Source organism: Methylobacterium tardum (assembly GCF_023546765.1).
GTDB classification, from domain to species: domain Bacteria; phylum Pseudomonadota; class Alphaproteobacteria; order Rhizobiales; family Beijerinckiaceae; genus Methylobacterium; species Methylobacterium tardum.
Genome location: NZ_CP097484.1, coordinates 6,414,769 through 6,439,439, shown reverse-complemented (window position 1 = coordinate 6,439,439; position 24,671 = coordinate 6,414,769). Strand labels below are relative to the sequence as shown.

The following is a 24,671-nucleotide window of genomic DNA, read 5'->3' as shown; positions in this document are numbered from 1 at the left end:
GCCGCGGGATCTCAGGCGGGCTCCGCCTCATAAAGGGTGACGACGCCACCGGCTTCCGGCACCATCACGCGCCAGCATCGGGTCCGCGGCAGCGCGGCCGGATCGACGGCGCTGGCGAGGCCGGTCCCGACATCGAAGAGCGCGCCCCGTCCAGATTCATCGCGGCCGCACAGGTAGGCGCGCCCGTCACCGAGATGGAGGGCGGCCGCTGACGTCGCGGCTCGGCCGGATGCGGGGGCGCCGCTCGGCGCGATGACGGCGCCGCGCAATTCGAGAACGTCCGCGTCGGGCGGCAGATCGGAGCGGACGGGCAGATGGCCGCCCTCCGCGCTGCGCCGGTTGAGCAGCAGCGGCGCCGGTCGCCCCTCCCGGCTGACCAGGAGGGCGAGATCCGGCCCGTCGCGGCCGGCCATCAGGCAGCAGGCCCCGGGCCGGACTCGGTCGAGCCTGATCGTCCGCCCCGGGATGCGAAGGCCCTCGGTCATGCTCCGACCTGTGTTCGGCGCGCATCGCGGCTGCGGAAGAACGCCCGCCGCTCGGCCTCGGCGCGCACCACGGTGGCGCGGACCTGGAGCAGGTCCTTGCGCGTCAAAAGTCCAACCAGCCGGCCGCTCTGCGGATCCGTGACCGGCAGGCGCCCCTGCCCGGCCGCGAGCATCACGTCGAGCGCGTGCGAGACCACGTCGCCCGGATGGACCACCGCGAGATCGGCATCCGAGACGCGCTCGCCGAGGGTGCCCTCCGCCGCGTCGCCGTCACGCTCCTCCAGAGCCCAGTTCAGCGCGTCGCTGCGCGAGACCAGCCCGACGGGGCGGCCTGCCCCGTCGGCGACCGGGTAGGCATGATGGGCTCCGTCCTCGATGGCCGTGAGCGCGTCCGCCAGCGGCAGGTCGGCGGCCAAGGTCTCGACCTTCGGGGTCATCACCGCCGCGACCCGGGCGAGGTCGTAGGGGTCGATCCCGTATTCACGGGTCACGTGCTGGCCGCGCCGGGCGATCTTCTCAGTGAGGATCGACCGCTTCAAAAGCAGGACCGTGACCGCGTAGGCCGCCATGGTGGCGGCCAGCAGCGGGGCCAGAGCGGCGATATCCCCCGTGACCTCGACCGCGAAGACCACGCCGGTGAGCGGCGCCGGCAGGGTGCCGCCGAGCATCGCGGCCATGCCGATAAGTGCCCAGAAGCCGTGCGCACCCGGCAGGAGCAGGCCGAGCAGCCATCCCACCGCACCACCGATGATCAGGAGCGGCGCGAGCACGCCGCCGGACGTGCCGGAGGACAGGGCGGCGAGCCAGATCACCGCCTTCACTGCGAGGATCGTCACGACGGCGCCGGCCAGCATGTGCCCGGACAGCAGATCGTGGATCACATCGTAGCCGACGCCGAGCGCCCGCGGCTCCACGAGGCCGCCCAGGCCGACCACCGCGGCGCCCAGGGCCGGCCACCACATCCAGTGAATGGGCAGCCGGCCGAAGCCGTCCTCCAGGGCGTACAGAGTCCGCGTCAGGCTGCCCGAGATCAACCCGCAGGCGATGCCCACGGCCGCGCAGGCGGGCAGGCCCCACCACGGCAGGTTCGGGTTGTCCGCGAAAGGAAAGAGCGGGCCGGCCCCGAACAGGGCGGGACGCCAGCAGGCCGCCGTCACCGCCCCGACCGTCACCGGGACGAGGCTGCGCGGGCGCCATTCGAACAGCAGCACCTCGAGGGCGAGCAGCACGGCCGCCACCGGCGTGCCGAAGATCGCCGTCATGCCGGCGGCTGCCCCCGACACCAGGAGGGTCTTCCGCTCCGCGGCGCTGAGATGGAAGAACTGGGCGAACAGGGAGCCCACCGCCCCGCCCGTGACGATGATCGGCCCCTCGGCGCCGAACGGGCCGCCGGTCCCGATCGCCACAGCCGACGAGACCGGCTTCAGCACGGCCACCTTGGGCGACATCCGGCTGCCGCCGATCAGGATCGCCTCCATGGCTTCCGGGATGCCGTGGCCGCGGATCTTCTCGGAGCCGTAGCGCGCCATGGCGCCGACGATCAGCGCGCCGATTACCGGGATGGCGACCATCCAGGGCCCTGGCGTCGCCTCCGCGAGGGAGGTCAGGGCCGTGTCGAAGCGGCCGTACCACGCGAAGTTGGTCACGAGGCCGATCAGCGTCAGCAGGATCCAGGCGGTGCCGCTCGCGGCGGTGCCGGTGACCACGGCCATCCCGGCCAGCGTCAGGACCCGTCGATCCGCGCTGAAATCCCCCAACGCCCGGCGCAGCGGCCTCTCGCCGCCACGCTCGATCTCGGTCCCGCCGTCCATCTGGATCTCCGCTTGGTGTGTCCGACATTTATGTCGTGATACGATATATTCCACAACTGCGCGGCCAAAGACGGCACGCCGTCCGGCCGTCGTGAGGGGGTTCGGGCCGGCGGTGGCACAGAAGGCGCACGCCGGGATCCGAGCCGGGACATCTGGAGGCCGTGATGAGCCACGCAGCGCCGAAGGGCGACGCACACGTCGAGGCGCTCTCGCCTGAGCAGTACGCGGCGCTGGCGGATTTCCGGTTCCGGCTCCGACGGTTTCTCGCGTTCAGCGAGGCCGCCGCCGCCCGGGCGGGTTTGCCGCCCCAGCAGCATCAGGCGCTGCTGACCCTCGCGGGCCATGCCGGGCGCCAACCCGCCACGGTCGGCCTGCTGGCCGAGCAGCTCCTGATCGCCCCCCACAGTGCTGCGGAGCTGGTCACCCGGATGGTCGAGGGCGGTCTGCTCGCCAAGGCGCGCGCGGCGGAGGACCGGCGACGGAGCGAGCTGTCGCTCACCCCGCGGGCCGAGGCGCTGCTGAGGACCTTGACGGCAGCCCATCTGGAAGAGCTGCGCGATCTCGCACCGGCGCTGGTCGGGGCGTTGAAGCCGGCCGTGCCTTGACGGCGCGCGGTACCGGTGGCCCGCTTGCTACGGGAGCAATCGATGGCCGGCCGGAGCGACTCAGAGGCGCGCAGCGCCAAGCTGCGGAAGGTCTATGCGGCCCTGGTCGCGGGCCCTGCCTCGGTCGCGGACCGGCGGATCGAGGCGGCCTTCGCGGCGATCCCACGGGAAACGTTCGCCGGGCCGGCGCCCTGGACGATCGTGACACCGGCGCCCCGTCGGTTGCGGCAGCGCGGTCCGGTCTACGTGCGGACGCCGGACGACGATCCCGCCTTTCTCTACCAGGACGTGCTGATTGCGCTCGACGCCGAGCGGGGCATCCATATCGGCCAGCCAAGCCTCCACGCCCTCTGCCTCGACGCCCTGGCGCCGCAGCCCGGCGAGACCGTGCTCCAGGTCGGCACCGGCAGCGGCTACTACACGGCGCTGCTGGCGCATCTGGTCGGACCGACAGGACAGGTCCACGCCTTCGAGATCGATCCGGACCTCGCCGCCCGTGCAACCGCCAACCTCGCGCCGTGGCCCTGGGTGCAGGTCTGCGCACGGTCAGGCGTGGCGGACCCGCTCCCCGCCGCCGACGCGATCTACGTCAATGCCGGCGCGACGAGACCGGCACGCGCCGGCTCGAGGCCCTGCGGCCCGGCGGGCGCCTGCTCTTCCCGCTCCAGTCCGGTCAGGGCCGCGGCGGCATGCTGCTGCTGCAGCGGCCGAGCGGCGGAGCGGCTTGGCCGGCCCGGTTCGTGTCCTTCGCGATCTTCATACCCCTGCGGGGCATGCCGCAAGAGGACGCCCCGGCACTCGCCACGGCCTTCGGCAGGGGCGACCTCCCGGCGGTGCGGTCATTCCGGCTCGCGGGACCGCCCGACACGAGTTGCTGGTACGATGGCGGCGATTGGTGGCTCTCCACGCGGGAGCCCTGAGGTGCAGCCTCAGCGCGCCCGCGCCACGCAGAACTCCACGGCGCCGATGAGCGCCGTCCTCACCGGTCCGTCCGGGAAGACGTCGAGGGCCGTCCGGGCCTGGGCGCCGTAATGGTGGGCGCGCGCAACGGTCTCCTCCAGGGCGCCATGGCGCTGGAGCAGATCGAGGGCCGTCTCCAGATCGTCGTCGCGGATCTCGCCCTGCTGCAGGGTCCGGCGCCAGAAGCCGCGCTCGCCCTCGCTGCCCCGGCGATGGGCCAGCACGATCGGCAGGGTGATCTTGCCCTCGCGGAAATCGTCGCCGACGTTCTTGCCGAGCTCCGCCGAGGTGCCGCCGTAATCGAGCACGTCGTCGATCAGCTGAAAGGCGATGCCGAGATTCATCCCGTAGGCGCGCGCCGCCGCCTGCTCCGCCTCCGGCCGGCCGGCAAGGACGGGCCCGACCTCGCAGGCCGCGGCGAACAGCTCGGCGGTCTTGCCGCGGATCACCGCGAGGTAGGCCGCCTCATCGGTCTCGAGGTTCTTGGCGTTGGTGAGCTGCATCACCTCGCCCTCGGCGATCACCGTGGCGGCCGCCGAGAGGATGTCGAGCGCCCGGAGCGAGCCGACCTCGACCATCATCCGGAAGGCCTGACCGAGCAGGAAGTCGCCGACCAGCACGGAGGCTTCGTTGCCCCACTTGATCCGGGCGGCCACGCGGCCGCGCCGCATGTCGCTCTCGTCGACCACGTCGTCGTGCAGGAGCGTGGCGGTGTGCATGAACTCGACGCTCGCGGCGAGCTTCACGTCTCCGTCGGTGTCGCCCGCGTAGTCGCAGAGCTTGGCGCAGGCCAGGGTCAGGATCGGGCGCAGGCGCTTGCCGCCGCTGGCGATCAAGTGGTTCGCGACCTCGGGGATCATCGCCACGTCCGATCCTGTCCGCGACAGGATCGTGGTGTTGACCCGCGCCATGCCGTCAGCCACCAGCGCGACGAGGTCGTTCAGCCCCGCCTCGGCCTCGGGCTTCGGGTTCTCGATGGAGAGGGCCATACCCAAGATCCGTGACCTCCAGACCGGTTGCCCCACAGGGGGCGGGCGATCCCTTCGCACGCGCCCCGCGGCGCCGCAACATCGCTCCCAGCTGGATATGGTGTGCCGGAAACGCGGATCTCACGCGACGAAAGCGCCGATCCGCGCTCCTCTGACCTCGGTGCGCGCCCGATGATCGAGCTGATCCGCGCCAACGACGTCGTGCTGATCGGGTTCGCCCGCTCGGTTCTCGAAGCGGCCGAGATCCCGGTTCTCGTCGCCGACAGCCATATGAGCCTGATGGAGGGCTCGATCGGCGTCTTCGGGCAGCGCCTGCTGGTGCCACGCGACCATGAGGCTCAGGCCCGGCGCCTGCTCGTCGATGCCGGGATCGCTCACGAGCTGCGCCAGCCGTGAGCCCGGAGCCGGACGGCCTTCTCGGCGGACGCCTGCGCCTGCATCAGCCACCGCGGGGCGCGCACCGGGCCGGGACGGACGCCATCCTGCTCGCGCAGCTGCTGGTTCCGGCGGCCGGCGATCGGCTCTGCGACGCCGGCGCCTCGACGGGCGCCGTCGGTCTCGGCTGCGCCGCGCTGGTGCCCGGCCTGAAGCCGACGCTGATCGAGCGCGATCACGACGTCGCCGAATTGGCTCGGGCGAATGCCGGACTCAACGGCATCGAGGCTCGGGTGATCGAGGCCGACCTGCTCGCGTCCGCGGCGGAACGCCGCGCTGCGGGTCTGCTGCCGGACAGTTTCGACGTGGTGCTGACCAATCCGCCCTTCTTCGACGGCGGCCACCGGACCTCGCCCAATCCAGGGCGGGCGACCGCCCACACCTTTGCCGGGCAGGACCTCGACGCCTGGATACGGTCCTGTACGGCGATCCTGCGGCCCGGCGGTCGCCTTGGGCTCATCCACCGGGCCGACGCGCTGCCCGCCTGTCTCAATGCACTCAAGGGACGCTACGGCGGCATCGCGATCCGCCCGGTCCACGCCCGGGCCGAGGCGCCCGCGATCCGCCTCCTGATCAGCGCGACCAAGGGCAGCCGCGCCGCGCTGAGTCTGCGCCCGCCGCTCGTGCTGCACGATCCCGACGGGAGCTTCACCCCGGAAGCCGCAGCGCTCCATCGCGGAGCACCGTGGCCGCCCGCCTGACCCCTCCGCTCACGCGGCCAGGGCAGCCGGCTCCTCCTCGCGAATGCCGAGAAACCGCTCGACCTCGGCGAGATCCGGGAAGGACAGGAATTCCGGGCGCAGCGGCTCGGGCAGGCCTTCGAAATTGAGCCCCGGGAACGTGTCGGGATGCGGATAGAGCTGCCAGGCGGCACCGGGCTCCACCGGCGGAAACAGGATCGCGACCTTCTCGTCGCCGAGCCGCACGATCCGCGACGGGCTGTACGACAAGGTCTCGATGCTCCAGCCCCGGTGGGCGTCCCGGCGGGCCTTCATGGTGCGGCGGCTCGTCGCGCGATGCATGGCGGTCTCCTTCGGTTGCGGGATTGTTGGCGGATGTCTCAGGCGGCGCTCTTGCGGCCGGACCGCTTGGGCCAGCCGAGCGCCACGAGGCGCGCTTTCGCGTAGTCCCGGACCTCGTCGCGGGTGCCGGCCGGCATCGTCGCGAGGACGGCCTGGGTGGCGCCGTCCAGCATCAGGTCCGTGACGGCATTGATCGTCTCGGCCTCGTCGATGCGGCGCTTGAGATCGCCTTCGGCCTCGGTGATCTCGTCGAAAGCCGGCGGCTCCTCGAAATCCTCGTCCACGGCCCGGACCGCGGGCTGGTGAGCGCGGAACTCGTCGGCCTCTTCCTCCGAGTAGACGAGGCCGTGCAACTCGATGAGCTTGAGGATGACGCGGTCCTTACCGCGCTTCTCGGCCATGGCGTAGACGTAGGCCGCCTGCTTGCCCGAGACGCGGTAGTTCACGTTCACCAGAGCCTCGCCCAGCGACCACTCGACCCGCTCGGTCCCCGGCTTCGCGCCGGGCAGGCGGCCGGTCACGAGGATTACGGCCTCGTCGCGCTCGGACCGGATGATGGTCGGAGGCTCGAACACGATCCCGGCCTGGGCGGCGATGCGCTCCAGCGTCTTGTGGTAGATCACGGCCGTTCCCTGGACGCGCCAGACGTTGCCCCCGAAGGGCTCGCCGTAGCGGACGAGGATGTCGGCGATCTGCTTGTCGGCGGTTCGCATGCGGGGCTCGTTCCGGCGGGTTGGGCTGCGTCGTCCACAGCTTTGTAAGGCGACGCTCTTTTGTTCTCTTTTTGTTCGTATCTATATGCGCAATCCCCCCAAGATGCGCAAGGGTCGGCCGCGGATTTGCGTGCGCCTGGACATGCGGAATAGTCCCCGCGCGCGTCAGGCCGTTCCGGTTCGATTCACTGCACGCAAGGCGACCCGCCTCGTCATCCCGGGGCCGCGCTGCGGAACCCGGGATCCAGACCCGCCGACGCGGAAAGAACGGGCGCCGACTGAGGTTCTGGGTTGCCCACCTCCGGCGGGCCCTCCGGGTCCGGGCTCGCCTGCGGAGCCCCGGAACGACGGGGCTGATCTCGTCACCTGGTTGGGGTGTTGAACTGAGTTTGCCTATGCGTGGGCATTTGGGGATGCTGACCCCGTGCCTGCGCTGTTCTTCGGCGGATCACCCGCGCGGACCTCGCTCAGGGGACGCCCAACATGTCGGTCGGCTGCAAAGCTGCGCCGGAGACCCGCATTGTTGCTGCACCGCATCCTAGGTTAGACCGCAGGAACGATGTCTGAGGCAGCCGCCGCGATGACCCCTTCCCTCTGGACCCGCCTGTCGAATCCAAGCCACTTCATGCGGTGGTCGGGCGCGCTGGTACCGTGGCTCACCGCCCTGTCGCTCGGCGTGCTGGCCGTCGGTCTGTACATGACCTTCTTCGTGGTGCCGCCCGATTACCAGCAGGGCGAGACCGTGCGGATCATGTACATCCATGTTCCCGCGGCGTGGCTTGGGGTGTTCTTCTACGGCGCCATGAGCGTGTCGGCGATTGGCAGCCTGGTCTGGCGCCATCCGCTCGCCGACGTCGCCCAGCGCGCCGCGGCGCCGATCGGGGCCGCCTTCACGCTGATCTGCCTCGTCACCGGTTCCCTCTGGGGCAAACCCATGTGGGGGACCTATTGGGTCTGGGACGCGCGCCTGACCTCGATGTTGATCCTGCTGCTGATCTATTGCGGCATCATCGCGCTGTGGCGGACCCTGGAGGACCCCAACCGGGCTGCCCGCGCGGTGGCGATCCTGACCCTCGTCGGCGCCGTGAACCTGCCGATCATCAAATTCTCGGTGAACTGGTGGTCCACCCTGCACCAGCCGGCCTCGATCCTGCGCATGGGCGGTTCGACCATCGATCCGTCGATGCTCTACCCGCTGCTGATCATGATCGGCGCCGCGACGCTCGGCGGGACAACCCTGCACCTCTACGCGATGCGCACCGAGATCATGCGCCGCCGGGTGCGGACGCTGACGATCCGCGAAGCCGAGCGCCTGGACCGGACCCAGCCGCGCCTCACCCCGACACCGGCGACGCTGCCGGTCGGTCAGCCGGTCTAGGAGGACCGCGATGGATCTCGGATCTCACGGCGGCTTCATCCTGGCGGCCTACGGCTTCACGGGGCTGGTGATGGTTGCCCTCCTCGGCAACGCGATCCGCGACCGGCGGGCCCAGCTGCGCGCGCTCCGGGGCTTCGGCGAGGATCGGCGATGACCCTCCCCCTCGACGAGGTGACCGGGCGGCCGCCGCCCGTCCGCCGCTCGCTCCTGTTGATCGTGCCGGCTCTCGCCTTCGCGGCGCTCGCCGCCGTGCTGTTCCTGCGCCTGCGCTCGGGCGCGGATCCGGCGGCCCTGCCCTCCGCGATGATCGGCAAGCCGGTGCCGAGCTTCGACCTTCCTGCCGTGCCCGGGCTGACCGCGGCGGGCGCGCCCGTGCCGGGGCTGTCGAGCCAGGACCTGAAGGGGCAGATCACGGTGCTCAACGTGTTCGCCTCGTGGTGCGCCCCCTGCCAGGTGGAGCACCCGATGCTGATGCGGCTGGCGAAGGAGCCCGGGATCCGGCTCGTCGGCATCGACTACAAGGAGCCGAGCCCCGAGGCCGGCCAGCGTTTCCTGGCCCGGCACGGCGTGCCGTTCAGCGCGGTCGGGGCGGATGCCAGCGGACGGGCGGCCATCGATTTCGGCGTCTACGGCGTGCCCGAGACGTTCATCGTCGGGCCCGACGGCGTTATCCGCGACAAGCTCGTCGGCATCCTGACGCCGGAGAACTTCGCGAGCGTGCTCGCGCGCATCCGCGCTGCCGGAAAGGTCGCGGCGGCGCAGTAGCGCCTACGCGCCGGGCTGCGGCTCCTTGCGCTCGTAGCGGGTCAGCAGCGGCGTCTGCGCCAGCGCGAACAGCACGGTGATCGGCATGATGCCGAACACCTTGAAGTTCACCCAGAAATCCTCCGTCTGGGTCCGCCACACCGCCTCGTTGAGCGCCGCCAGCACGAAGAAGAACACGCCCCAGCGGAAGGTGAGCTTGCGCCAGCCTTCCTCGGTGAGGCTGAACATCGAATCGAGCACCACCGACAGGAGCGAGCGCCCGAAGGCGAGGCCACCGAGGAGAACCGTGCCGAACAGCGCGTTCACGATGGTCGGCTTGACCATGATGAAGGTCTTGTCCTGCAGCGCCAGGGTCAGGCCGCCGAACACCACCACGACCACACCCGAGACCAGCGGCATGATCGGCAGGCGGCGGACCAGGACGTAGTGGATCGTCAGCGCCACCACGGTGGCGGCGATGAACAGGCCGGTCGCCACGAACAGCTTCTGATCGGGCGCCACGCCGAAGCGCTCGGAATAGGCGTTGCCCAGGAAGAACAGCACCAGCGGTCCGAGTTCGAGCGCCAGCTTGACGAGTGGCGGCAGGTGTCGGCGCGGGGGACGGATTCGATCTGCATGCGCTCTGGCTAGCTCGGATGCGGCGCCCTCGACATATCCGAGGCGCCGGACTCACTCGGTTGCGGGTGTGTGGAACGCGGGGCGGCCGAAGTCCATCACGGCGTGTGCCGAAGACCGGCGGCCACTCGCGCCTCAATCCTTCTCCAGGCCAGCGATCGCCCGGGCGAAGTCGCGGGCCGCGAACGGCTCCAGATCCTCCACGCCCTCGCCGACGCCGATGAAGTGCACCGGCAGGCCGAACTTCGCCGCCAGCGCCACCAGGATCCCGCCCCGCGCGGTCCCGTCGAGCTTGGTCATCACGAGCCCGGAGACTGGCGCGGCCTGCGAGAACAGCTCCACTTGGCTGAGCGCGTTCTGGCCGACCGTGGCGTCGAGGACGAGGAGTGTCGCGTGTGGGGCATCCGGGTCCTGCTTGCGCAGCACACGGACGACCTTCTCCAGTTCCGCCATCAGCCCGGCCTTGTTCTGAAGCCGGCCGGCGGTGTCGATCAGGAGCACGTCGGTTCCAGCGGCAGAGGCCTGCTTCAGGGCGTCGAAGGCGAGCCCGGCCGCATCCGCGCCCTGCGCGCCGCTCACCACCGGCGTGCCGGTGCGGGCACCCCAGACCTTCAGCTGGTCGATGGCCGCGGCCCGGAACGTGTCGCCTGCCGCGAGCATCACGGTGCGCCCCTCCGCCCGGAGCTTCGAGGCGAGCTTGCCCAGCGTCGTGGTCTTGCCGGCGCCATTGACGCCGACAGTGAGGATCACGAACGGCTTCCGGGCGGCATCGATGGCGAGCGGCACGGCGACGGGCTCCAGGGCCCGCTCGACCTCGGTCGCCAGGATCGCCCGCACCTCGTCGGGCGAGATGCCCTTCTCGTACCGACCCTTGCCGACGGCTTCCGAGATCCGCATCGCGGTCTCCAGTCCAAAATCGGCCTGGATCAGGGCGTCCTCCAAATCCTCCAGAGTGGTGGCGTCGAGCTTGCGCTTGGTGAACAGGCCGGTGACCCGGTCGGACAGGGCCGACGAGGTCCGCTTCATCCCGGAGGTGAGACGGCTCCACCAGCCCTTGGCCTCGGGCTCACGGTCCGGCCCGGCCCCGGCATCGTGGGCGAGGGCCGCGGCGGAATCGAGCGGCTGGATGTCGGGAGACGGGTCCGTGATTGGGGCGTGAACCGCGTCCCCGGTATCGACCGGATCGGCCCCGTGCTGCGGGTCGTCGCCAGCCGTGCCGGCGGGCGGGCGCTCGGGCTCGCCGGCGATCGGCAGCAGATCCGCGCCCTCGGACGACGTCGGCGACGGGCTCGCCCGTCTCCTCGGGCGGCAGCGGCACCTGCTCCACGTCTTCCGCCCCGGTGGCGAAGTCGGGCTGGCCCTCGGACGGCGACGCCGCCTCCGCCGGCAGTTCGGCCTCGGGCTTATCGTCGGCCGCCGCCTGGCCCTTTCGCCCGAACAGGCGTCCGAACCAGCCGGGCTTCTCCTCGCTCGCCATGCAATCGCGTCCTCAACCCACCTTGCCGACCCGGCGCCGACCCTCTAGCCGATCCGGATGCTCAACGCCTTCGACATAGGCGCGCGCCTCCTCTACCGCGATGCCCTGCTGCTCGTCATCGACAAGCCGGCGGGCCTGCCGGTCCATCCGGGCCCGCGCGGCGGCGAGACGCTCACCGATCATCTCGACGCGCTTCGGTTCGGCCTGCCCCGCCGGCCCGAAGCCGCGCACCGGCTCGACCGGGACACGTCGGGCTGCCTCGCGCTGGGCCGCCACGCCAAGGCGCTGGCGCGGCTGGGCAAGCTGTTCGCCGGCAGCGCCGTCGACAAGACCTACTGGGCGATCGCCGAGGGCGGTCCGTCCGAGGAGAGCGGCCGCATCGACCTGCCGCTGGCGCGGCGCTCGGACGATCCGCGCTCGTGGTGGATGAAGGCCGACCCGGCGGGGGACCCGGCGCTGACCTACTGGCGCGTGCTCGGGCGGTCGGACGGTCGGACTTGGCTGGAGCTGAAGCCGGTGACAGGGCGCACCCACCAGCTCCGGGTCCATTGCGCCGCCTCGGGCTGGCCGATCCGCGGCGACGCGATCTACGGCACCGCGCCGCGCGGCAGCGCCCTGCACCTCCACGCGCAGACCCTCTCGATCCCGCTCTACCCGAAGCGCGACGCGATCACCGTGACGGCGCCGCCACCGCCGCACATCGCAGAGGTAGTGGGCGGAATGCGCGCCTGAACCTCACCGTCATCATGCGCGCAGCACCGTGAGCGCGGGCAGCGCGACGGCGGGAACATGGCGCCGCTGGATGGCTTCGCTCCGCTCGCGAGGACGAACGGTTGGGGCCGCGATAGGCAGGTTCGGTCCTCCGTCTGCAACCCTCCTGCGCTTCGGCACTGTCGTTCCGGGGCTCGCCGCAGGCGAGAGCCCGGAACCCAGAACCACAGCGTGATCGCGGTATGGAGGAGCGTCCTGACGACACCGCGGCTCTGGATTCCGGGCTCCGCTGAGCGGACCCGGAATGACGAAGTTGATTGCGTACTCACTCAAGCCCAGGCCGCGCGCTAGGCGGCGATGAGCCGCGTACCGTCGTGCCCCGCGATGGCGACGTTGTGGAACGTCCCCGCGGCTTCGGGCGCGGCGAGGCGCACTGCGGTGAAATCCGCGCTCCGCCCCACGCCGCCGCGCTCCGCCAGAACCGTCAGGCGGCGGCCGACCTGAGCGTCGAGGTGCCGCCGAAGGGCATCAACTCCGGCCTCGCGCAGCCGCGCCGCCCGTGCGCGGATCGCCTCTGCGGCCACCGGCGGCATGCGCGCTGCGGGCGTTCCGGGACGGGGGGAATACGGAAAGACGTGCAGGTGCGTCAGGCCGCATTCCGCCACGAGATCGACGGAGCGGTCGAACTGCGCCTCGGTCTCGGTGGGAAAGCCGGCGATCAGATCCGCGCCGAATACCATGTCGGGCCTGAGCCGCCGCACCGTCTCGCAGAAGCGGATCGCGTCGGCGCGCAGATGCCGGCGCTTCATCCGCTTGAGGATGAGATCGTCGCCGGCCTGCAATGACAGGTGCAGGTGCGGCATCAGCCGCTCCTCCTCGGCAATGGCGGCGAGCAGCGCCGCGTCCGCCTCCACGGAATCGATGGAGGACAGGCGCAGGCGCGCGAGGCCCGGCACCGCGCGCAGGATCCGCCGGACCAGGGTACCGAGGCTGAGCGGGGGCCCGGGAAGGTCGCGGCCATAGGCCGTGAGATCCACCCCGGTCAGCACCACCTCGCGGCCGCCATGGTCCACGATCCGCGCGATCTGCGCGATGACGTCGGCCGCCGGCACGGAGCGGGAATTCCCACGGCCGAAGGGGATGACGCAGAAGGTGCAGCGATGGTCGCAACCGTTCTGCACCGGCACGAACGCGCGGGTATGCCCGGCGATGGCCTCGATCCGCGTCGGCTCGGCCGTCCGCGCCGCCATCACCGCACCCGGTCCCGTGCCGGCCGCCGTCCATCCCTCGGGGCGGAGCTTCTCGCTGTTGCCGACGAGGCGCGACACCTCGGGCATCGCCGCGTAGGCCTCGGTCTCGACCTCGGCGCCGCAGCCGGTGACGACGATTTCTGCCCCGGGCCGCTCCCGGGCGATGCGCCGGATCGCCTTCCGGGCCTGACGCCCGGCCTCGGTGGTCACCGCGCAAGTGTTCACCACCACCCGGTCTCGCCCGTCCGCCGCCGCGTGGGCCCGCAGGGCCTCGGACTCGACGGTGTTGAGGCGGCAGCCGAAGGTCAGGGTCTCGACCGTCATCAGGCCGCGCTGTCGAACAGCTCCGGCGCCAGGGTGCCCTCGGCGACGAGCGCGACCGGGCCGGTCATCAGGACGTGGTCGTCGGCGCGCCATTCGACGAACAATTCGCCGCCCGGCAGCGCGACATGCGCCTGCCGGCCGATCATGCGGAGCCGCGAGGCGGCCACGACGGTGGCGCAGGCGGCCGTGCCGCAGGCGAGCGTCAGCCCGGCCCCCCGCTCCCAGACGCGGAGCTTGATCGTCTCGCGGCCCGTGACCTGCGCCACCGAGATGTTGGCGCGCTCCGGAAACAGCGGGTGGTTCTCCAGCATCGGGCCGATCCGGGCGAGGTCGAAGCTGTCCGGATCCTGCTCCACGAAGAACACAGCGTGCGGGTTGCCCATGTTCACGGCACCCGGCGAATGCAGGATCGGATCGTCGATCGGGCCGATCTGCAGCTCGATCCGGCGGGTGTCGGGGAACGGCTCGGACAGGGGGATCTCGTCCCAGGCGAGCCGCGGCCGACCCATATCAACCGTGAAGGCGCGCTCGGAGACGCGGCGCACGCCGAGAAGACCGGCCGCCGTCTCAAGGGTCAGCCGACCGCCCTCGGCGGGCCGGGCCATGGCCGGGTCGTCGAGCATCGCGTAGGCGACACAGCGCGTGCCGTTGCCGCAAGCGCCCGATTCCGAGCCGTCGGTGTTGTAGATCCGCATGAACGCATCGGTGCCCCGGCTCACGGGATCGTGCAGCACCATCAGCTGGTCGAAGCTCGACCCCGGATCCTGCGCGATCGCCCGCGCTTCCTCGGGCCGCACCGTCACCGAGGACCCGCGCAGGTCCAGCACCACGATCGCGTTGCCGGCGCCGTGCATCTTCAGGAAGCGTCTGTGGGCGAGTGCGCTCATGCGGTCCCGCAACGAGAGGGAGGTGGCGGGCTATATGGCAAAAGCGGTCCCCGAGCGCGAGGGGAACGCGCAGCGTGGCAGATGCGCCGCACCTGCAGCTCTCGTCCGCGGCGGTCTCGCGGGCCGTCCCGTTCGCCATTAGGTTATGCGCCGGGAGCCCGCGCGATCATCCGCTGGCCTCGACCGGAGCGCCCACCGTGATCCGCCTTCGTCCGCTCGTCGCCCTCTCGGCTGCTCTCGTGCTCGCGTCCGGCGGCCCGATCGTCGCCCAACAGCAGCCCGCACCCCCGCCATCCACGGCGCCCGCGCCGGCCCAGACGAATCCGCTGCCGACGACGACGGCGCCGAACCCGGTGCCCGACCCGGGCAAGAGCCCGGCCCCGGCGCCCCAACAATCGGTGGCGCCTCCGCCCGCGGGCCAGTCCGCCGTGGGAACGCCCGCGCGGCCGACGCTCCTCGAGAAGGCCGGCGAGCCCGGCGACGTCGACGAGGTCACCCTGCCCGCCAAGCCGGCCGCGATCCTGTCCGGCAAGACCAAGTGGGAAGAGGCGGTTCCGAACCTCAAACAGGCCTTCGCGCGGATCGAGGCCGACCTCGCCAAGATCGGCGTCGCGCCGGCCGGCCGGCCGCTGGCGGTCTTCACCCGCACCGACGATGACGGCTTCGAGTTCGAGGCGATGATCCCGGTGGCGTCCGCCCCCAACCCGGCACCGGCCGAGACCGACGGGCTGCGCTTCGGCACCACGCCCTCCGGCAAGGCGCTGCGCTTCGCCCACAAGGGATCGTACGAGTCGATCGACAGTACCTACGAGACGCTGACCGCCTATCTCGATGCCAAGGACATCGTCGTGCAGGACCGGTTCGTCGAGGAATACGCCACCGACCTCAAGGACAGCACCGACGACAACCTCGACGTGAACATCTACGCCCTGGTGAAATAGGCGGCCGCCATCCGGCGCCGGTCTGCGGCGCCGCACCCGACTGCGACGACCGCTTCGGGATTGAGCGCGGGTCCCCTCTCTCATGCAGGAGAGGGGGAAGGTCACACGCTGTCGGTGGCCGCGCTTTCCGCCTGAGACGCGCGAGCGGCGAAGCCTCTCCGGCGTGCGAACCCGACGAGGCGGACAGATCGCCGCTACCCCGCCACGGCAGGAACAGGGGCATCGGCTCGCGGATTCGCCCGACATGCCCGCCGCCGACATCAGATCCGCGACTGTCCCGCGTCCGCGCCGCAAGGCGGCCCCCGCCGTCACGGATCCCTCGCTCGCCGAGAAGGCGCTCGTCATCCACGCGCGCCTCTGCCCGGTCTACGGCTGCCCGATCCCGTACTTCCACAGCCTCGATCCGGTCAGCGAACTCGTCTCCTCGCTCCTGTCGCATCGGACGCGCAACGCCGAATCCGGCCGGGCCTTCAAGGCGCTGCGGGCGCGCTTCCCCGACTGGGAGGCGGTGATCGACGCGGACGTACCGGAGATCGAGGCCGCCATCGCGGGTGTGACCTGGCCGGAGCTGAAGGCGCCGCGCATCCGCGACGTGCTCCGGGCGCTGCGCGACCGGTGCGGCAGCCTCGACCTCGCCTTCCTGGCCGACATGGAAGTCGAGGCCGCGCGGGCGTGGCTGCAGGCGATCCCGGGCGTCGGGCCGAAGACCAGCGCGGCGGTCCTGTCCTTCTCCACCCTGCGGATGCCGGCCCTGCCGGTGGACAGCCACCATCACCGGGTCGCCCAGCGCCTCGGGCTGATCGGCAAGACCGTCGATGTCGGCCCGTCGCACCCGATCTTGCGGGCGCAGCTCCCTGCCGACTGGAGCGCCCAGGACCTCTACGACAATCACGAGATCCTGATGCTCCATGGCCAGCAGGTCTGCCACCATCATCGCCCGGCCTGCGGACGCTGCGTCTTGGTCGATCTCTGCCCGAGCGCGAAGCGGCCCACGCGGGAGCCCTGAGCGAATCCTTGACCGGTCCGGCCTACGGGTGCGAGTAACCCCGCGCCCGGACGGCGCTGAGCCCCGGCCTTACTTTGCTCAGGATCGGCGCCGATGGCCGCGTTCACCGAATTGGTCTTCTCGGGCGTCCAGCCCACCGGCAACCTGCACCTCGGCAATTACCTTGGGGCGGTGAAGCGCTTCGTGGAGATGCAGGAACGCGACGCGCAGTGCCTCTACTGCGTGGTCGACCTGCACGCGATCACCGTCTGGCAGGATCCCGAGGCGCTGCGCGGCCAGATCCGCGAGGTCACGGCCGCCTTTCTCGCCGCCGGCATCGATCCCAAGCGCTCGATCGTGTTCAACCAGAGCCAGGTGCCGCAGCACGCCGAGCTCGCCTGGGTGTTCAACTGCGTCGCCCGCCTCGGCTGGCTGAACCGCATGACCCAGTTCAAGGAGAAGGCCGGCAAGGACCGGGAGAACGCCTCGATCGGCCTGTACGACTACCCGGTGCTGATGGCCGCCGACATCCTGGCCTACCGGGCGACGCACGTGCCCGTCGGCGAGGACCAGAAGCAGCACTTGGAGCTGACCCGGGACATCGCCCAGAAGTTCAACACCGATTTCTCGGGATCGATCACGGCGCACGGCCACGGCGACGCGTTCTTCCCGATCACCGAGCCGCTGATCGGCGGCCCGGCCGCCCGGGTCATGTCGCTGCGTGACGGCACCAAGAAGATGTCGAAGTCGGACCCGTCCGACAACGCCCGCATCAACCTCACGGACGACGCGGACGCCATTGCCCAGAAGATCCGCCGGGCCAAGACCGACCCTGAACCCCTGCCCTCCGAGGTGGCGGGCCTGAAGGAGCGACCGGAAGCCGACAACCTCGTGGGGATCTATGCGGCACTGGCCGGCATCACCCGGGAGGACGTGCTGCGCGATTTCGGCGGGGCGCAGTTCTCGACCTTCAAGCCGGCGCTCGCCGACCTCGCGGTGACGAGCCTCGCGCCGATCGCCGGGGAGATGCGCCGCCTCACCGCCGATCCTGGCCATATCGACGCCGTGCTGGCCGACGGCGGCGCCCGGGCCGAGACCATCGCGGCGCAGACCCTCGACGCGGTCAAGGACATCGTCGGCTTCGTCCGGCGCGGTCCCAGCCTCCAGGCGGTGCGGTGACCGTCCGGGCGCTGGTCTTCGACGTCTTCGGGACGCTGGTCGACTGGCGCTCCGGAGTCGCCCGCGAGGCGGCGCGGCTGCTGGCGCCCGTCGCGCCGAACCTCGATGCCGGCGCCTTCGCGGACGCGTGGCGGGCGCGCTACAACCCGTCGATGGAGACGGTGCGCTCCGGCGCTCGACCCTTCGTCGACCTCGACACGCTCCAGGCCGAGTCGCTGCCCGACGTGCTGGCGCAGTTCGGCATCACGGGCGTCTCCGAGGCCGTGCAACGGGAGCTGATCCAGGCCTGGCACCGGCTCGACGCGTGGCCCGAGGTGCCGGACGCGCTGCGGCGGCTGCGGGAGAAGCACCTCCTGGCGCCGAACTCCAACGGTCATGTCCGGCTGATGGCCGATCTCGCCCGCCGAAACGGCCTGATCTTCGACGCCATTCTCGGGGCCGGCTATTCCCGCGACTACAAGCCGAAGCCGGCGCTCTACCGCGATGCTGTCGCGGCCTTCGGCTTTGCGGCCGGGGAGACCATGATGGTCGCCGCTCATTCCAACGACCTCGCGGCGGCGGCGAGCCACGGCTTGTCGACCGCCCACATCGCCCGCCCGCACGAACACGGTCCGGCCGGCGGCGAGACCGCGCCGACGGTGCCGGTCACCCACGCGGCACGGGACCTGGCGGATCTCGCCGACCAGCTCGGCTGCTGAGGCGGACACACCGGAGGGTTCAGATGGCTGATTGGAACCCCGCCCTCTACACCCGCTTCGAGGACGAGCGGACGCGACCGGCGGCCGAACTCCTCGCCCGCGTACCCCTCGACGCACCGGTTCTGGCCGTCGATCTCGGCTGCGGCCCCGGCAATTCCACAGCACTGATCGCGGCGCGCTACCCCGACGCGGAGGTGATCGGCCTCGACACCTCGCCGGCCATGCTGGAGAGCGCCCGCGCCAGAGCGCCCGCGCCCGGCTCCCCGATCTCGCCTTCGCGCTGGCTGATGCCGCGACCTGGATGCCCGAGCGCGCGCCGGACCTGATCTTCGCCAACGCCGTCCTGCAATGGTTGCCCGACCACGCGACCCTGCTGCCGCAGCTGTTCGGCCTCCTCGCTCCGGGCGGTGTGCTGGCCGTGCAGATGCCCGACAACCTCGCAGAGCCCTCGCACCGGCTGATGCGCGAGGTCGCCGGCGCGGGCCCATGGTCAGCGGCCATCGGCGATCCGGCCGTGGCCGGCCGCCTCGGCCGGATGCTGGAGCCGACCGCCTATTACGATCTGCTGGCCCCCCACGCTGCCGAGGTCGACGTCTGGCGCACGACCTACCACCACCGCATGGCGGATGCCGCCGCCATCGTCGAGTGGGTCAGCGCGACCGGCCTCCGGCCCTTCCTCGATCCGCTCGACACAGATCAAAAGCCCCGCTTCCTGGCCGCCTATGAGCGCGCCATCGCAGAAGGCTATTTGCTCCGGAGCGACGGCCGGCGCCTTCTCGCCTTCCCGCGGGTGTTCATCGTGGCACGCAAACCGGGGTAGCAGCCCGCTCCTTCAGGCCGCGCGCACCGTGCCGAGAAAACGGCTCACCTCGGCACTCAGGTGCTCGGATTGCCGGGACAGGTCGGAGGACGAAGCCAGCACCTGATTGGCGGCCGCGCCGGTCATGTCGGCAGCGCCGGCCACCCGGGAGATGTTGGTCGTCACCTCGCCCGTGCCGGCGGCGGCCTGGGTCACGTTGCGCACGATCTCCTGGGTCGCAGCGTCCTGTTCCTGCACCGCGGCAGCGATCGTTGTCGCCACCCCGCTGATCTCACCGACGCGCCCCGTGATGCTGCCGATCGCCGACACGGCCTAGCCGGTGGAGGCCTGAACGCGGGCGATGTGGCCCGAGATCTCTTCGGTGGCCTTCGCGGTCTGGCCAGCCAGTTCCTTGACCTCGGCGGCCACCACCGCGAAGCCTCTTCCGGCCTCCCCGGCCCGGGCCGCGTCGATGGTGGCGTTGAGGGCCAGCAAATTGGTCTGGCCGGCGATTCCATGAATCAGGGCCACCACGTCGCCGATCTTGATCACCGCCGCGTTCAGATCCTCCACCAGCCTGACCGTCTGGGCCGCCTCGTCGGCCGCAGCCTGCGCGAGCCGCGCGGATCCCTGAACTTGCCGTCCGATCTCCTGCACGGAGCTGCCGAGTTCCTCGGCCGCCGAGGCTGCGGCGCGGACGTTGGAGGCCGCCTCCTCGGCTCCGGCCGCGACGGTGGTCGACTGGCTGGCGGTCTCCGAGGCCGTATCGGCCAAGCCGCGCGCCGTGGCCTGCAACTCGGTGGCCGCCGCCGTGACCGAGCCGACGATGCCGCCGACCGCGTGTTCGAACGCGTCCGCCAGCTCGGCGGTCGCACGCCGGCGTTCCTCCTCGGTCTGGGCCAGGGCGGCCGCGCGGTTCCGGGCGTCGGCGTCGGCCTGGGCGCGGAGCGCGTCGCGCAGGCTCAGGACGGCGCGTCCGACGAGCCCGACCTCATCGCGGCGCCGCGCCTCGGGTACGCGCGCCTCGTAGTTCCCCGCCGCCATGTCGCCGATCGTTCTGCCGAGGCTGCGGATCGGCGTCCCGACGAGGCGGTGCAGCACGCCGAGGAAGGCCGCGCACCCGATCAGCACGCAGAGGACCGAGATACCGATCAACATCGCGCGGGCCCGATCCTCCGCGGACGTCAGGGTCGCGACCGGCACCGCGACCACGATGGCCCATCGATCGGGCGTCTCGCCGGCCTGGATATGCTGCGCCATGTAGCGCCACGGCGCGCCATCCGGGCCGGGCGCATCGGCGACCACATTCGCGCCCGCCGCGATCGCCTGCTTGGCGACGGCGGCGGCGGAGGCGTCGAAGGTCTGCAGCGGCTTCCCGGCGGCTTCGCCGGTCGGGTGCGCCACGGTCGTCCCGCTCGCCGAGACGACGGCCAGGTAGCCGGTTCCGAACGGCTTCACCGCTCCGAGCGCCCGGTTCAGGGATCCGAGGTCGATGTCGACGCCGGCCGTGCCGAGATATGCGCCGTCCACGCTGATCGGCGCGCCGAACGACATCATGACGATGTCCTTCCCGGCGACCGGGTAGATGTAGGGCTCGATGGCCACCAGACGGTTGAGCTTCTTGGGCTGAAGGTAATAGGCGCCGTCCGGCTCGGTCTCGTAGCCGGTGAGAACCTCCCGCTTGATCGTGCCGCTGCCGCGGTTCCAGTACGGCATGAAGCGGCCGCTCGCGTCCGAGGATGCCGTGCCGGCGAACTCGCGGTCCCGCCCATCCAGGGCATTCGGCTCCCAGCCCGTCCAGGTCGCGATCAGGTCGGGGTTGGCGCGCAGCAGCTCGCGCAGCGTCGCATCGTAGACCGCCCGATCCCGGATCCCGCCGGCGCGCAGGGCCGACGCTGCAACCGCGAGGCTCTCGGCGGTCTTGGCTGCGGCAGAGAGACGAAGCCGGACGTCGCGCGCCTCACTCGACAGCGTTTCCGACTGGATCCTTGCCGTCTGTTCCTCAAAAGCAGAGTTTATCCGGCGGATCAGGAACGTTGTTCCGGCCGCAAAAATCGCGGCGATCAAGACACTGCATATGATTGCGACGCGGAGCGGAAGCGAGAACATTTCGGATAAGCGTCCGCACGTAGATTATGAGGCTTTCGCCGGTCATTTCTACGCTATCTAACCCGTTTGCCGCCGTCAACGCTACGAACACAATGCATAGCCACAGATCAATTACACAATATAAACTGCAAGTTTACTGCCGATGAGGGCTACATGATCGACTAATTCAAAGCAAATTTTTTGAAAACGGCCGAAGAAGCGAGTTCGCCGGCCGCCCGGTGGGATCCGGCGGCCGGCAGCTTTCCCTCAGGCTTCGCCGCGTGCGACCAGCGCCTCGTACTCGGACACGTCCAGCTTGCCTTCCTGGGCAACCCGCGCCTTGTCGGCATCACTGATGACATCGCCCGCAAGGTCGAGACGCTTCCACGCGGCGAGCGGCGTCTCGCGACCGGGTCTTGGGACGTACTTGTTCTGCTCGAGCTTCTTGTACTTGTGGATGTAGCGCGGGCAATTGACCCAGATCTTCGTCACCGCGACCTTCACGAGGTACTTGGCCTCGGTGTACTCAGCCATCAGCGCGTCGTCGCGCAGCAGCGTGGCGTGGCCCTGAACGCGGATGCGGTGCGGCGTCTCGAAGTCGATGAACAGCAGACCGACCTTGGCCTGACCCTCGATGTTGCCCATCGAGTAGAACATGCCGTTGCCGTCGAAGCCCGGGAACACCAGCGTGCTGGCGTCGAGCACCTTCACGAAACCCATGGGGCCGCCCTTGTAGGAGACGGTCGGCATGCCGTCGGGATCAACGGTCGAGAGGAAGAACATGTCGCGGGAGCCGATGAAGGCGCCCTCCTCCGGCTGGATGCTCTCGTGGACCCAATCCTCGTCAAGACGCACGGCGAGCTTGGTGGTGCCGAACTCCTCCTGCAGCGCCCGGTGCGCGTCGGAATAGAGCGATGCCATGGGTGTCCTCTCCGTTTGCCGGTCCTCGTGCAGGCGAGACCGCTGCCGGGCTTATGGCCGGGATGTCCGGTGCCGGACAACCTGAAACGCGAAGGGCCGGCCGCGCCTTCGCGCGACCGGCCCCCAGCGCGGCCAAGCAGAGCCCGGCCGCGCGATCCGAAGCGATCAGTTGCGGGTCTTGTCGACCAGCGCCTTCTCGGAGATCCACGGCATCATGCCGCGGAGCTTGGCGCCGACCTCCTCGATCGGGTGGGCGGCGAGCTTGGCGCGGGTCGCCTTGAACGAGGTCTGGTTGACCCGGTTCTCCAGCATCCAGTTGCGGGTGAAGATGCCCGACTGGATGTCGTTGAGCACGCGCTTCATCTCGGCCTTGGTCTCGGGCGTGACGATGCGCGGGCCGGTGACGTACTCGCCGTACTCGGCCGTGTTGGAGATCGAGTAGTTCATGTTGGCGATGCCGCCCTCGTAGATGAGGTCGACGATCAGCTTCACCTCGTGGAGGCACTCGAAATAGGCCATCTCGGGGGCGTAGCCCGCCTCGACCAGGGTCTCGAAGCCGGCCTTGATCAGCTCGGCGAGGCCGCCGCAGAGCACGGCCTGCTCGCCGAACAGGTCGGTCTCGCACTCCTCCTTGAAGGTCGTCTCGATGATGCCGGCGCGGCCGCCGCCGTTCGCCGAGGCGTACGACAGGCCGAGATCGTGGGCGTTGCCGGAGGCGTCCTGCGCGATGGCGATCAGGGTCGGCACGCCGCCGCCGCGGAGGTACTCGGAGCGCACGGTGTGGCCCGGGCCCTTCGGGGCGACCATCAGGACGTCGAGATCCTTGCGCGGCTCGATCAGGTTGAAGTGGACGTTGAGGCCGTGGGCGAACAGGAGCGCGGCGCCCTGCTTCATGTTGCCCTCGAGGGACTCGCGGTAGATGTCACCCTGCAGCTCGTCGGGGGTGAGCATCATCACCACGTCGGCCCACTTGGCGGCCTCGGCGACCGAGAGAACCTTGAAGCCCTCGTGCTCGGCCTTCTTGGCGGTGGCGGAGCCTTCGCGCAGCGCGATGACGATGTCCTTCACGCCCGAATCGCGCAGGTTGAGCGCGTGGGCGTGGCCCTGGCTGCCGTAGCCGACGATGGCGACCTTCTTACCCTTGATCAGGTTCAGGTCGGCGTCGCGATCGTAATACACCCGCATGTCTGTCTCCTCTTAGCCTTGGTGGTTCGGGTCGGGTTTGGCCCGGCCGTAAAGGGCCAGGAACTGCTCGACGGCGCGGCCCGCATCGCGCCGGATCTCGGCCCCGTCGAGGTCGAGGGTCTCGCCGAGCAGAAGTCGGATCTGGATATCCCGGCCGACGAGGCCGAAGAAGGTGCGGAAGGCGGTCTCACTGTCGGCGAAGGCCAGCAGGCCGGCGGCGCGCCCCGCCTCCAGCACGGGCTTGACCCGCTCGCCGATGGCAAAGCGGCCGTTCGCGAGCACGATGCCGCCGAGGTTGCTCTTGCGCGAGCCCGCATGCGCGATGGCGATGCGGTTCAGCGCCACCGAGGTCGGGCCGGTGATGACCTCCAGCCACGTCACGGCGAAGTCCTGCAGGCGCTCCCGCAAGGTCGCGCCATCGAGCACCTGTGCGGCGTCGTGCCCGGCATGGACCCGGGAGGCCTGCCAGCGCACCGTTGCGGTCAGCAACCCGTCGCGGTCGCCGAACCACTTGTAGAGCGTCTCCTTCGAGCAGCTCGCCCGGCGCGCGACGGCGTCCATGGTGACTTGCTCGCCGTCCTCGACCATGAGGCCGAGCACGGCATCCAGCACCGCCTGCTGGCGTGCCGACGGGGCGTCCTGCTCTGCTGTGGCGCTCGCCTGCATCATCTCGAATGGCGTACCGTACCGTACGGTACGCGCTCTAGGCCGATTCGACGGCCGCCGCAAGGGGGTGCCGCGGCCGAACCGGGTCAGCGCGGGAGCGGCAGTCCCTCGCGGGCGAAGACGGTCTGCACGGCCGGCCGCTCGGCGACGCGGCGGGCATGGGCGGTCCAGGCCGGGAAGCGGCCGGCCATATCAAACCGGAGCACGGGCCCGTTGGCCCAGAACCAGAAGACCATCAGGTAGGCGTCCACCACGCTGAAGCGGTCGCCAACCGCCCAGCCGCCGTGCGCGAGGCGAACCTCGGTCATCGTGGCGAGATCCGCATAGGTGTTGGCGGCCTTCGCCTTGATGCCTTCGAAGGCGCTCTCGTCGTCGGTGTAGCGCTCCGGACGGCGGACATGCGCGTAGGTGACGTGGTGGTTGCAGGCGAGCCAGCCGAGCCACTCGTCGGCGGCCGCTTGCTCACGCAGATCCGTCGGCCACAGCGCCTTCTCCGGCACCTGACGGGCGACGTGGCGCAGGATAGCCGCGCATTCGGTGAGCACCCAGCCGTCCTCGGTCAGCGCCGGCACGCGGCCGCGATCGTTGATGGACAGGTATTCCGGCCGCCGCTGGTCGCCCGCCGCGAGGTCGAGCTTGTTGCCCTCGTAGGGCAGCCCGGATTCCTCCAGGATGATGTGGGCGGCGAGCGAGCAGGCGCCGGGGGCGTAGTAAAGAGTGCGGGCAGTCATGCAGGGTCCTTGATCGGCGAACGCGGGCGCGACGTTTTCAGCGACAACGGC

25 protein-coding genes and 3 pseudogenes are annotated in these 24,671 nt (G+C 70.5%); 13 read left to right on the top strand and 15 right to left on the bottom strand.

Annotated elements, in window-relative coordinates; all coding sequences use genetic code 11:
• Nucleotides 1-11: 11 nt before the first annotated feature.
• Both M6G65_RS30860 and M6G65_RS30855 read right to left on the bottom strand, forming a co-directional pair.
• Nucleotides 12-485 carry a hypothetical protein gene (locus M6G65_RS30860; protein WP_238193961.1) on the bottom strand — a complete coding sequence of 158 codons (474 nt, stop codon included), beginning with the start codon at nucleotides 483-485 and terminating at the stop codon, nucleotides 12-14.
• The gene (locus tag M6G65_RS30855) at nucleotides 482-2,296 is read right to left on the bottom strand and encodes a chloride channel protein (RefSeq protein WP_250103290.1); all 1,815 of its coding nucleotides are present in this window, start codon (nucleotides 2,294-2,296) and stop codon (nucleotides 482-484) included. Before M6G65_RS30855 ends, M6G65_RS30860 begins: the two co-directional genes overlap by 4 nt.
• A gap of 164 nt (nucleotides 2,297-2,460) precedes the next feature.
• Here M6G65_RS30855 and M6G65_RS30850 point away from each other — a divergent pair, with 164 nt between their 5' ends.
• Entirely contained in the window at nucleotides 2,461-2,901 is a 441-nt protein-coding gene (locus M6G65_RS30850) for a MarR family winged helix-turn-helix transcriptional regulator (protein WP_238193959.1), read from the top strand.
• A 60-nt stretch (nucleotides 2,902-2,961) separates the two neighbouring features.
• On the opposite strand, the gene M6G65_RS33835 is transcribed toward M6G65_RS30850, so the two are convergent.
• Nucleotides 2,962-3,339, bottom strand: a complete 378-nt coding sequence (locus M6G65_RS33835; protein ID WP_347710513.1) for a hypothetical protein — start codon at nucleotides 3,337-3,339, stop codon at nucleotides 2,962-2,964.
• On the opposite strand from M6G65_RS33835, the gene M6G65_RS30845 reads away from it, so the two are divergent.
• Nucleotides 3,220-3,933 carry a protein-L-isoaspartate O-methyltransferase family protein gene (locus M6G65_RS30845; RefSeq protein ID WP_347710510.1) on the top strand — a complete coding sequence of 238 codons (714 nt, stop codon included), beginning with the start codon at nucleotides 3,220-3,222 and terminating at the stop codon, nucleotides 3,931-3,933. The genes M6G65_RS33835 and M6G65_RS30845 overlap by 120 nt on opposite strands.
• Here M6G65_RS30845 and M6G65_RS30840 read toward each other — a convergent pair.
• Nucleotides 3,831-4,850 carry a polyprenyl synthetase family protein gene (locus M6G65_RS30840; protein WP_238193956.1) on the bottom strand — a complete coding sequence of 340 codons (1,020 nt, stop codon included), beginning with the start codon at nucleotides 4,848-4,850 and terminating at the stop codon, nucleotides 3,831-3,833. The two genes, M6G65_RS30845 and M6G65_RS30840, sit on opposite strands and share 103 nt — an antisense overlap.
• A gap of 171 nt (nucleotides 4,851-5,021) precedes the next feature.
• On the opposite strand from M6G65_RS30840, the gene M6G65_RS30835 reads away from it, so the two are divergent.
• A complete protein-coding gene (locus tag M6G65_RS30835) occupies nucleotides 5,022-5,246 on the top strand; it encodes a putative signal transducing protein (protein WP_210032554.1) in 225 nt (74 codons plus the stop codon).
• Nucleotides 5,243-5,986 carry a tRNA1(Val) (adenine(37)-N6)-methyltransferase gene (locus M6G65_RS30830; RefSeq protein WP_238193954.1) on the top strand — a complete coding sequence of 248 codons (744 nt, stop codon included), beginning with the start codon at nucleotides 5,243-5,245 and terminating at the stop codon, nucleotides 5,984-5,986. Before M6G65_RS30835 ends, M6G65_RS30830 begins: the two co-directional genes overlap by 4 nt.
• Nucleotides 5,987-5,995: 9 nt before the next feature.
• On the opposite strand, the gene M6G65_RS30825 is transcribed toward M6G65_RS30830, so the two are convergent.
• The gene (locus M6G65_RS30825; RefSeq protein ID WP_238193953.1) at nucleotides 5,996-6,307 is read right to left on the bottom strand and encodes a hypothetical protein; all 312 of its coding nucleotides are present in this window, start codon (nucleotides 6,305-6,307) and stop codon (nucleotides 5,996-5,998) included.
• Nucleotides 6,308-6,345: 38 nt separating this feature from the next.
• Entirely contained in the window at nucleotides 6,346-7,020 is a 675-nt protein-coding gene (locus tag M6G65_RS30820; RefSeq protein WP_192706530.1) for a trna delta -isopentenylpyrophosphate transferase, read from the bottom strand.
• Nucleotides 7,021-7,600: 580 nt separating this feature from the next.
• On the opposite strand from M6G65_RS30820, the gene M6G65_RS30815 reads away from it, so the two are divergent.
• From M6G65_RS30815 to M6G65_RS30805, 3 genes are read left to right on the top strand one after another with little or no spacing between them, the layout of a single operon-like run.
• Nucleotides 7,601-8,398, top strand: a complete 798-nt coding sequence (locus tag M6G65_RS30815) for a heme ABC transporter permease (RefSeq protein WP_238193951.1) — start codon at nucleotides 7,601-7,603, stop codon at nucleotides 8,396-8,398.
• A gap of 10 nt (nucleotides 8,399-8,408) precedes the next feature.
• Entirely contained in the window at nucleotides 8,409-8,552 is a 144-nt protein-coding gene (gene ccmD, locus M6G65_RS30810; protein WP_192706528.1) for a heme exporter protein CcmD, read from the top strand.
• Nucleotides 8,549-9,163: a DsbE family thiol:disulfide interchange protein gene (locus M6G65_RS30805; protein WP_238193948.1), complete on the top strand. Its 615-nt coding sequence runs from the start codon at nucleotides 8,549-8,551 to the stop codon at nucleotides 9,161-9,163. The genes ccmD and M6G65_RS30805 overlap by 4 nt, the downstream gene beginning before the upstream one ends.
• Nucleotides 9,164-9,166: 3 nt before the next feature.
• Here the strand turns inward: M6G65_RS30805 and M6G65_RS30800 are convergent, their stop codons facing one another.
• Nucleotides 9,167-9,706 carry a septation protein A gene (locus M6G65_RS30800; RefSeq protein ID WP_250103289.1) on the bottom strand — a complete coding sequence of 180 codons (540 nt, stop codon included), beginning with the start codon at nucleotides 9,704-9,706 and terminating at the stop codon, nucleotides 9,167-9,169.
• A 207-nt stretch (nucleotides 9,707-9,913) separates the two neighbouring features.
• Nucleotides 9,914-11,255, bottom strand: a pseudogene (ftsY, locus tag M6G65_RS30795) (signal recognition particle-docking protein FtsY).
• A 57-nt stretch (nucleotides 11,256-11,312) separates the two neighbouring features.
• On the opposite strand from ftsY, the gene M6G65_RS30790 reads away from it, so the two are divergent.
• Nucleotides 11,313-11,987 (top strand): RluA family pseudouridine synthase, encoded by a 675-nt coding sequence (locus tag M6G65_RS30790; protein WP_250103287.1) that lies wholly within the window; start codon nucleotides 11,313-11,315, stop codon nucleotides 11,985-11,987.
• 326 nt (nucleotides 11,988-12,313) lie between these two features.
• Here M6G65_RS30790 and mtaB read toward each other — a convergent pair whose 3' ends face one another.
• A complete protein-coding gene (gene mtaB / locus M6G65_RS30785; protein WP_238193941.1) occupies nucleotides 12,314-13,540 on the bottom strand; it encodes a tRNA (N(6)-L-threonylcarbamoyladenosine(37)-C(2))-methylthiotransferase MtaB in 1,227 nt (408 codons plus the stop codon).
• Complete coding sequence (gene dapF / locus M6G65_RS30780) at nucleotides 13,540-14,427, bottom strand: diaminopimelate epimerase (RefSeq protein WP_192706522.1); 888 nt, start codon at nucleotides 14,425-14,427, stop codon at nucleotides 13,540-13,542. Before dapF ends, mtaB begins: the two co-directional genes overlap by 1 nt.
• Nucleotides 14,428-14,624: 197 nt before the next feature.
• Here dapF and M6G65_RS30775 point away from each other — a divergent pair, with 197 nt between their 5' ends.
• From M6G65_RS30775 to tam, 5 genes and pseudogenes are all read left to right on the top strand, one after another.
• Nucleotides 14,625-15,368 (top strand): GyrI-like domain-containing protein, encoded by a 744-nt coding sequence (locus M6G65_RS30775; RefSeq protein ID WP_238193939.1) that lies wholly within the window; start codon nucleotides 14,625-14,627, stop codon nucleotides 15,366-15,368.
• 244 nt (nucleotides 15,369-15,612) lie between these two features.
• Nucleotides 15,613-16,374: an endonuclease III domain-containing protein gene (locus M6G65_RS30770; RefSeq protein ID WP_238193937.1), complete on the top strand. Its 762-nt coding sequence runs from the start codon at nucleotides 15,613-15,615 to the stop codon at nucleotides 16,372-16,374.
• Nucleotides 16,375-16,467: 93 nt separating this feature from the next.
• Nucleotides 16,468-17,532 carry a tryptophan--tRNA ligase gene (gene trpS / locus M6G65_RS30765; protein ID WP_238193936.1) on the top strand — a complete coding sequence of 355 codons (1,065 nt, stop codon included), beginning with the start codon at nucleotides 16,468-16,470 and terminating at the stop codon, nucleotides 17,530-17,532.
• On the top strand, nucleotides 17,529-18,230 hold the full coding sequence (locus M6G65_RS30760; RefSeq protein ID WP_238193934.1) for a haloacid dehalogenase type II: 702 nt from the start codon (nucleotides 17,529-17,531) through the stop codon (nucleotides 18,228-18,230). The genes trpS and M6G65_RS30760 overlap by 4 nt, the downstream gene beginning before the upstream one ends.
• Nucleotides 18,231-18,253: 23 nt before the next feature.
• A pseudogene (tam, locus tag M6G65_RS30755) lies at nucleotides 18,254-19,050 on the top strand (trans-aconitate 2-methyltransferase).
• A gap of 12 nt (nucleotides 19,051-19,062) precedes the next feature.
• On the opposite strand, the pseudogene M6G65_RS30750 reads toward tam, so the two are convergent.
• The 5 genes and pseudogenes from M6G65_RS30750 to M6G65_RS30730 all read right to left on the bottom strand — a co-directional run bounded on the left by M6G65_RS30750 (nucleotide 19,063) and on the right by M6G65_RS30730 (nucleotide 24,620).
• Nucleotides 19,063-21,138: pseudogene (locus M6G65_RS30750) on the bottom strand (methyl-accepting chemotaxis protein).
• A gap of 246 nt (nucleotides 21,139-21,384) precedes the next feature.
• Entirely contained in the window at nucleotides 21,385-22,038 is a 654-nt protein-coding gene (locus M6G65_RS30745; RefSeq protein ID WP_238193933.1) for a pyridoxamine 5'-phosphate oxidase family protein, read from the bottom strand.
• Nucleotides 22,039-22,203: 165 nt separating this feature from the next.
• The gene (ilvC, locus tag M6G65_RS30740; protein WP_250103286.1) at nucleotides 22,204-23,223 is read right to left on the bottom strand and encodes a ketol-acid reductoisomerase; all 1,020 of its coding nucleotides are present in this window, start codon (nucleotides 23,221-23,223) and stop codon (nucleotides 22,204-22,206) included.
• Nucleotides 23,224-23,235: 12 nt separating this feature from the next.
• The gene (locus M6G65_RS30735) at nucleotides 23,236-23,892 is read right to left on the bottom strand and encodes a TetR/AcrR family transcriptional regulator C-terminal domain-containing protein (RefSeq protein WP_238193931.1); all 657 of its coding nucleotides are present in this window, start codon (nucleotides 23,890-23,892) and stop codon (nucleotides 23,236-23,238) included.
• Between the two features lie 83 nt (nucleotides 23,893-23,975).
• Nucleotides 23,976-24,620: a glutathione S-transferase family protein gene (locus M6G65_RS30730; protein WP_238193930.1), complete on the bottom strand. Its 645-nt coding sequence runs from the start codon at nucleotides 24,618-24,620 to the stop codon at nucleotides 23,976-23,978.
• Nucleotides 24,621-24,671 lie beyond the last annotated feature (51 nt).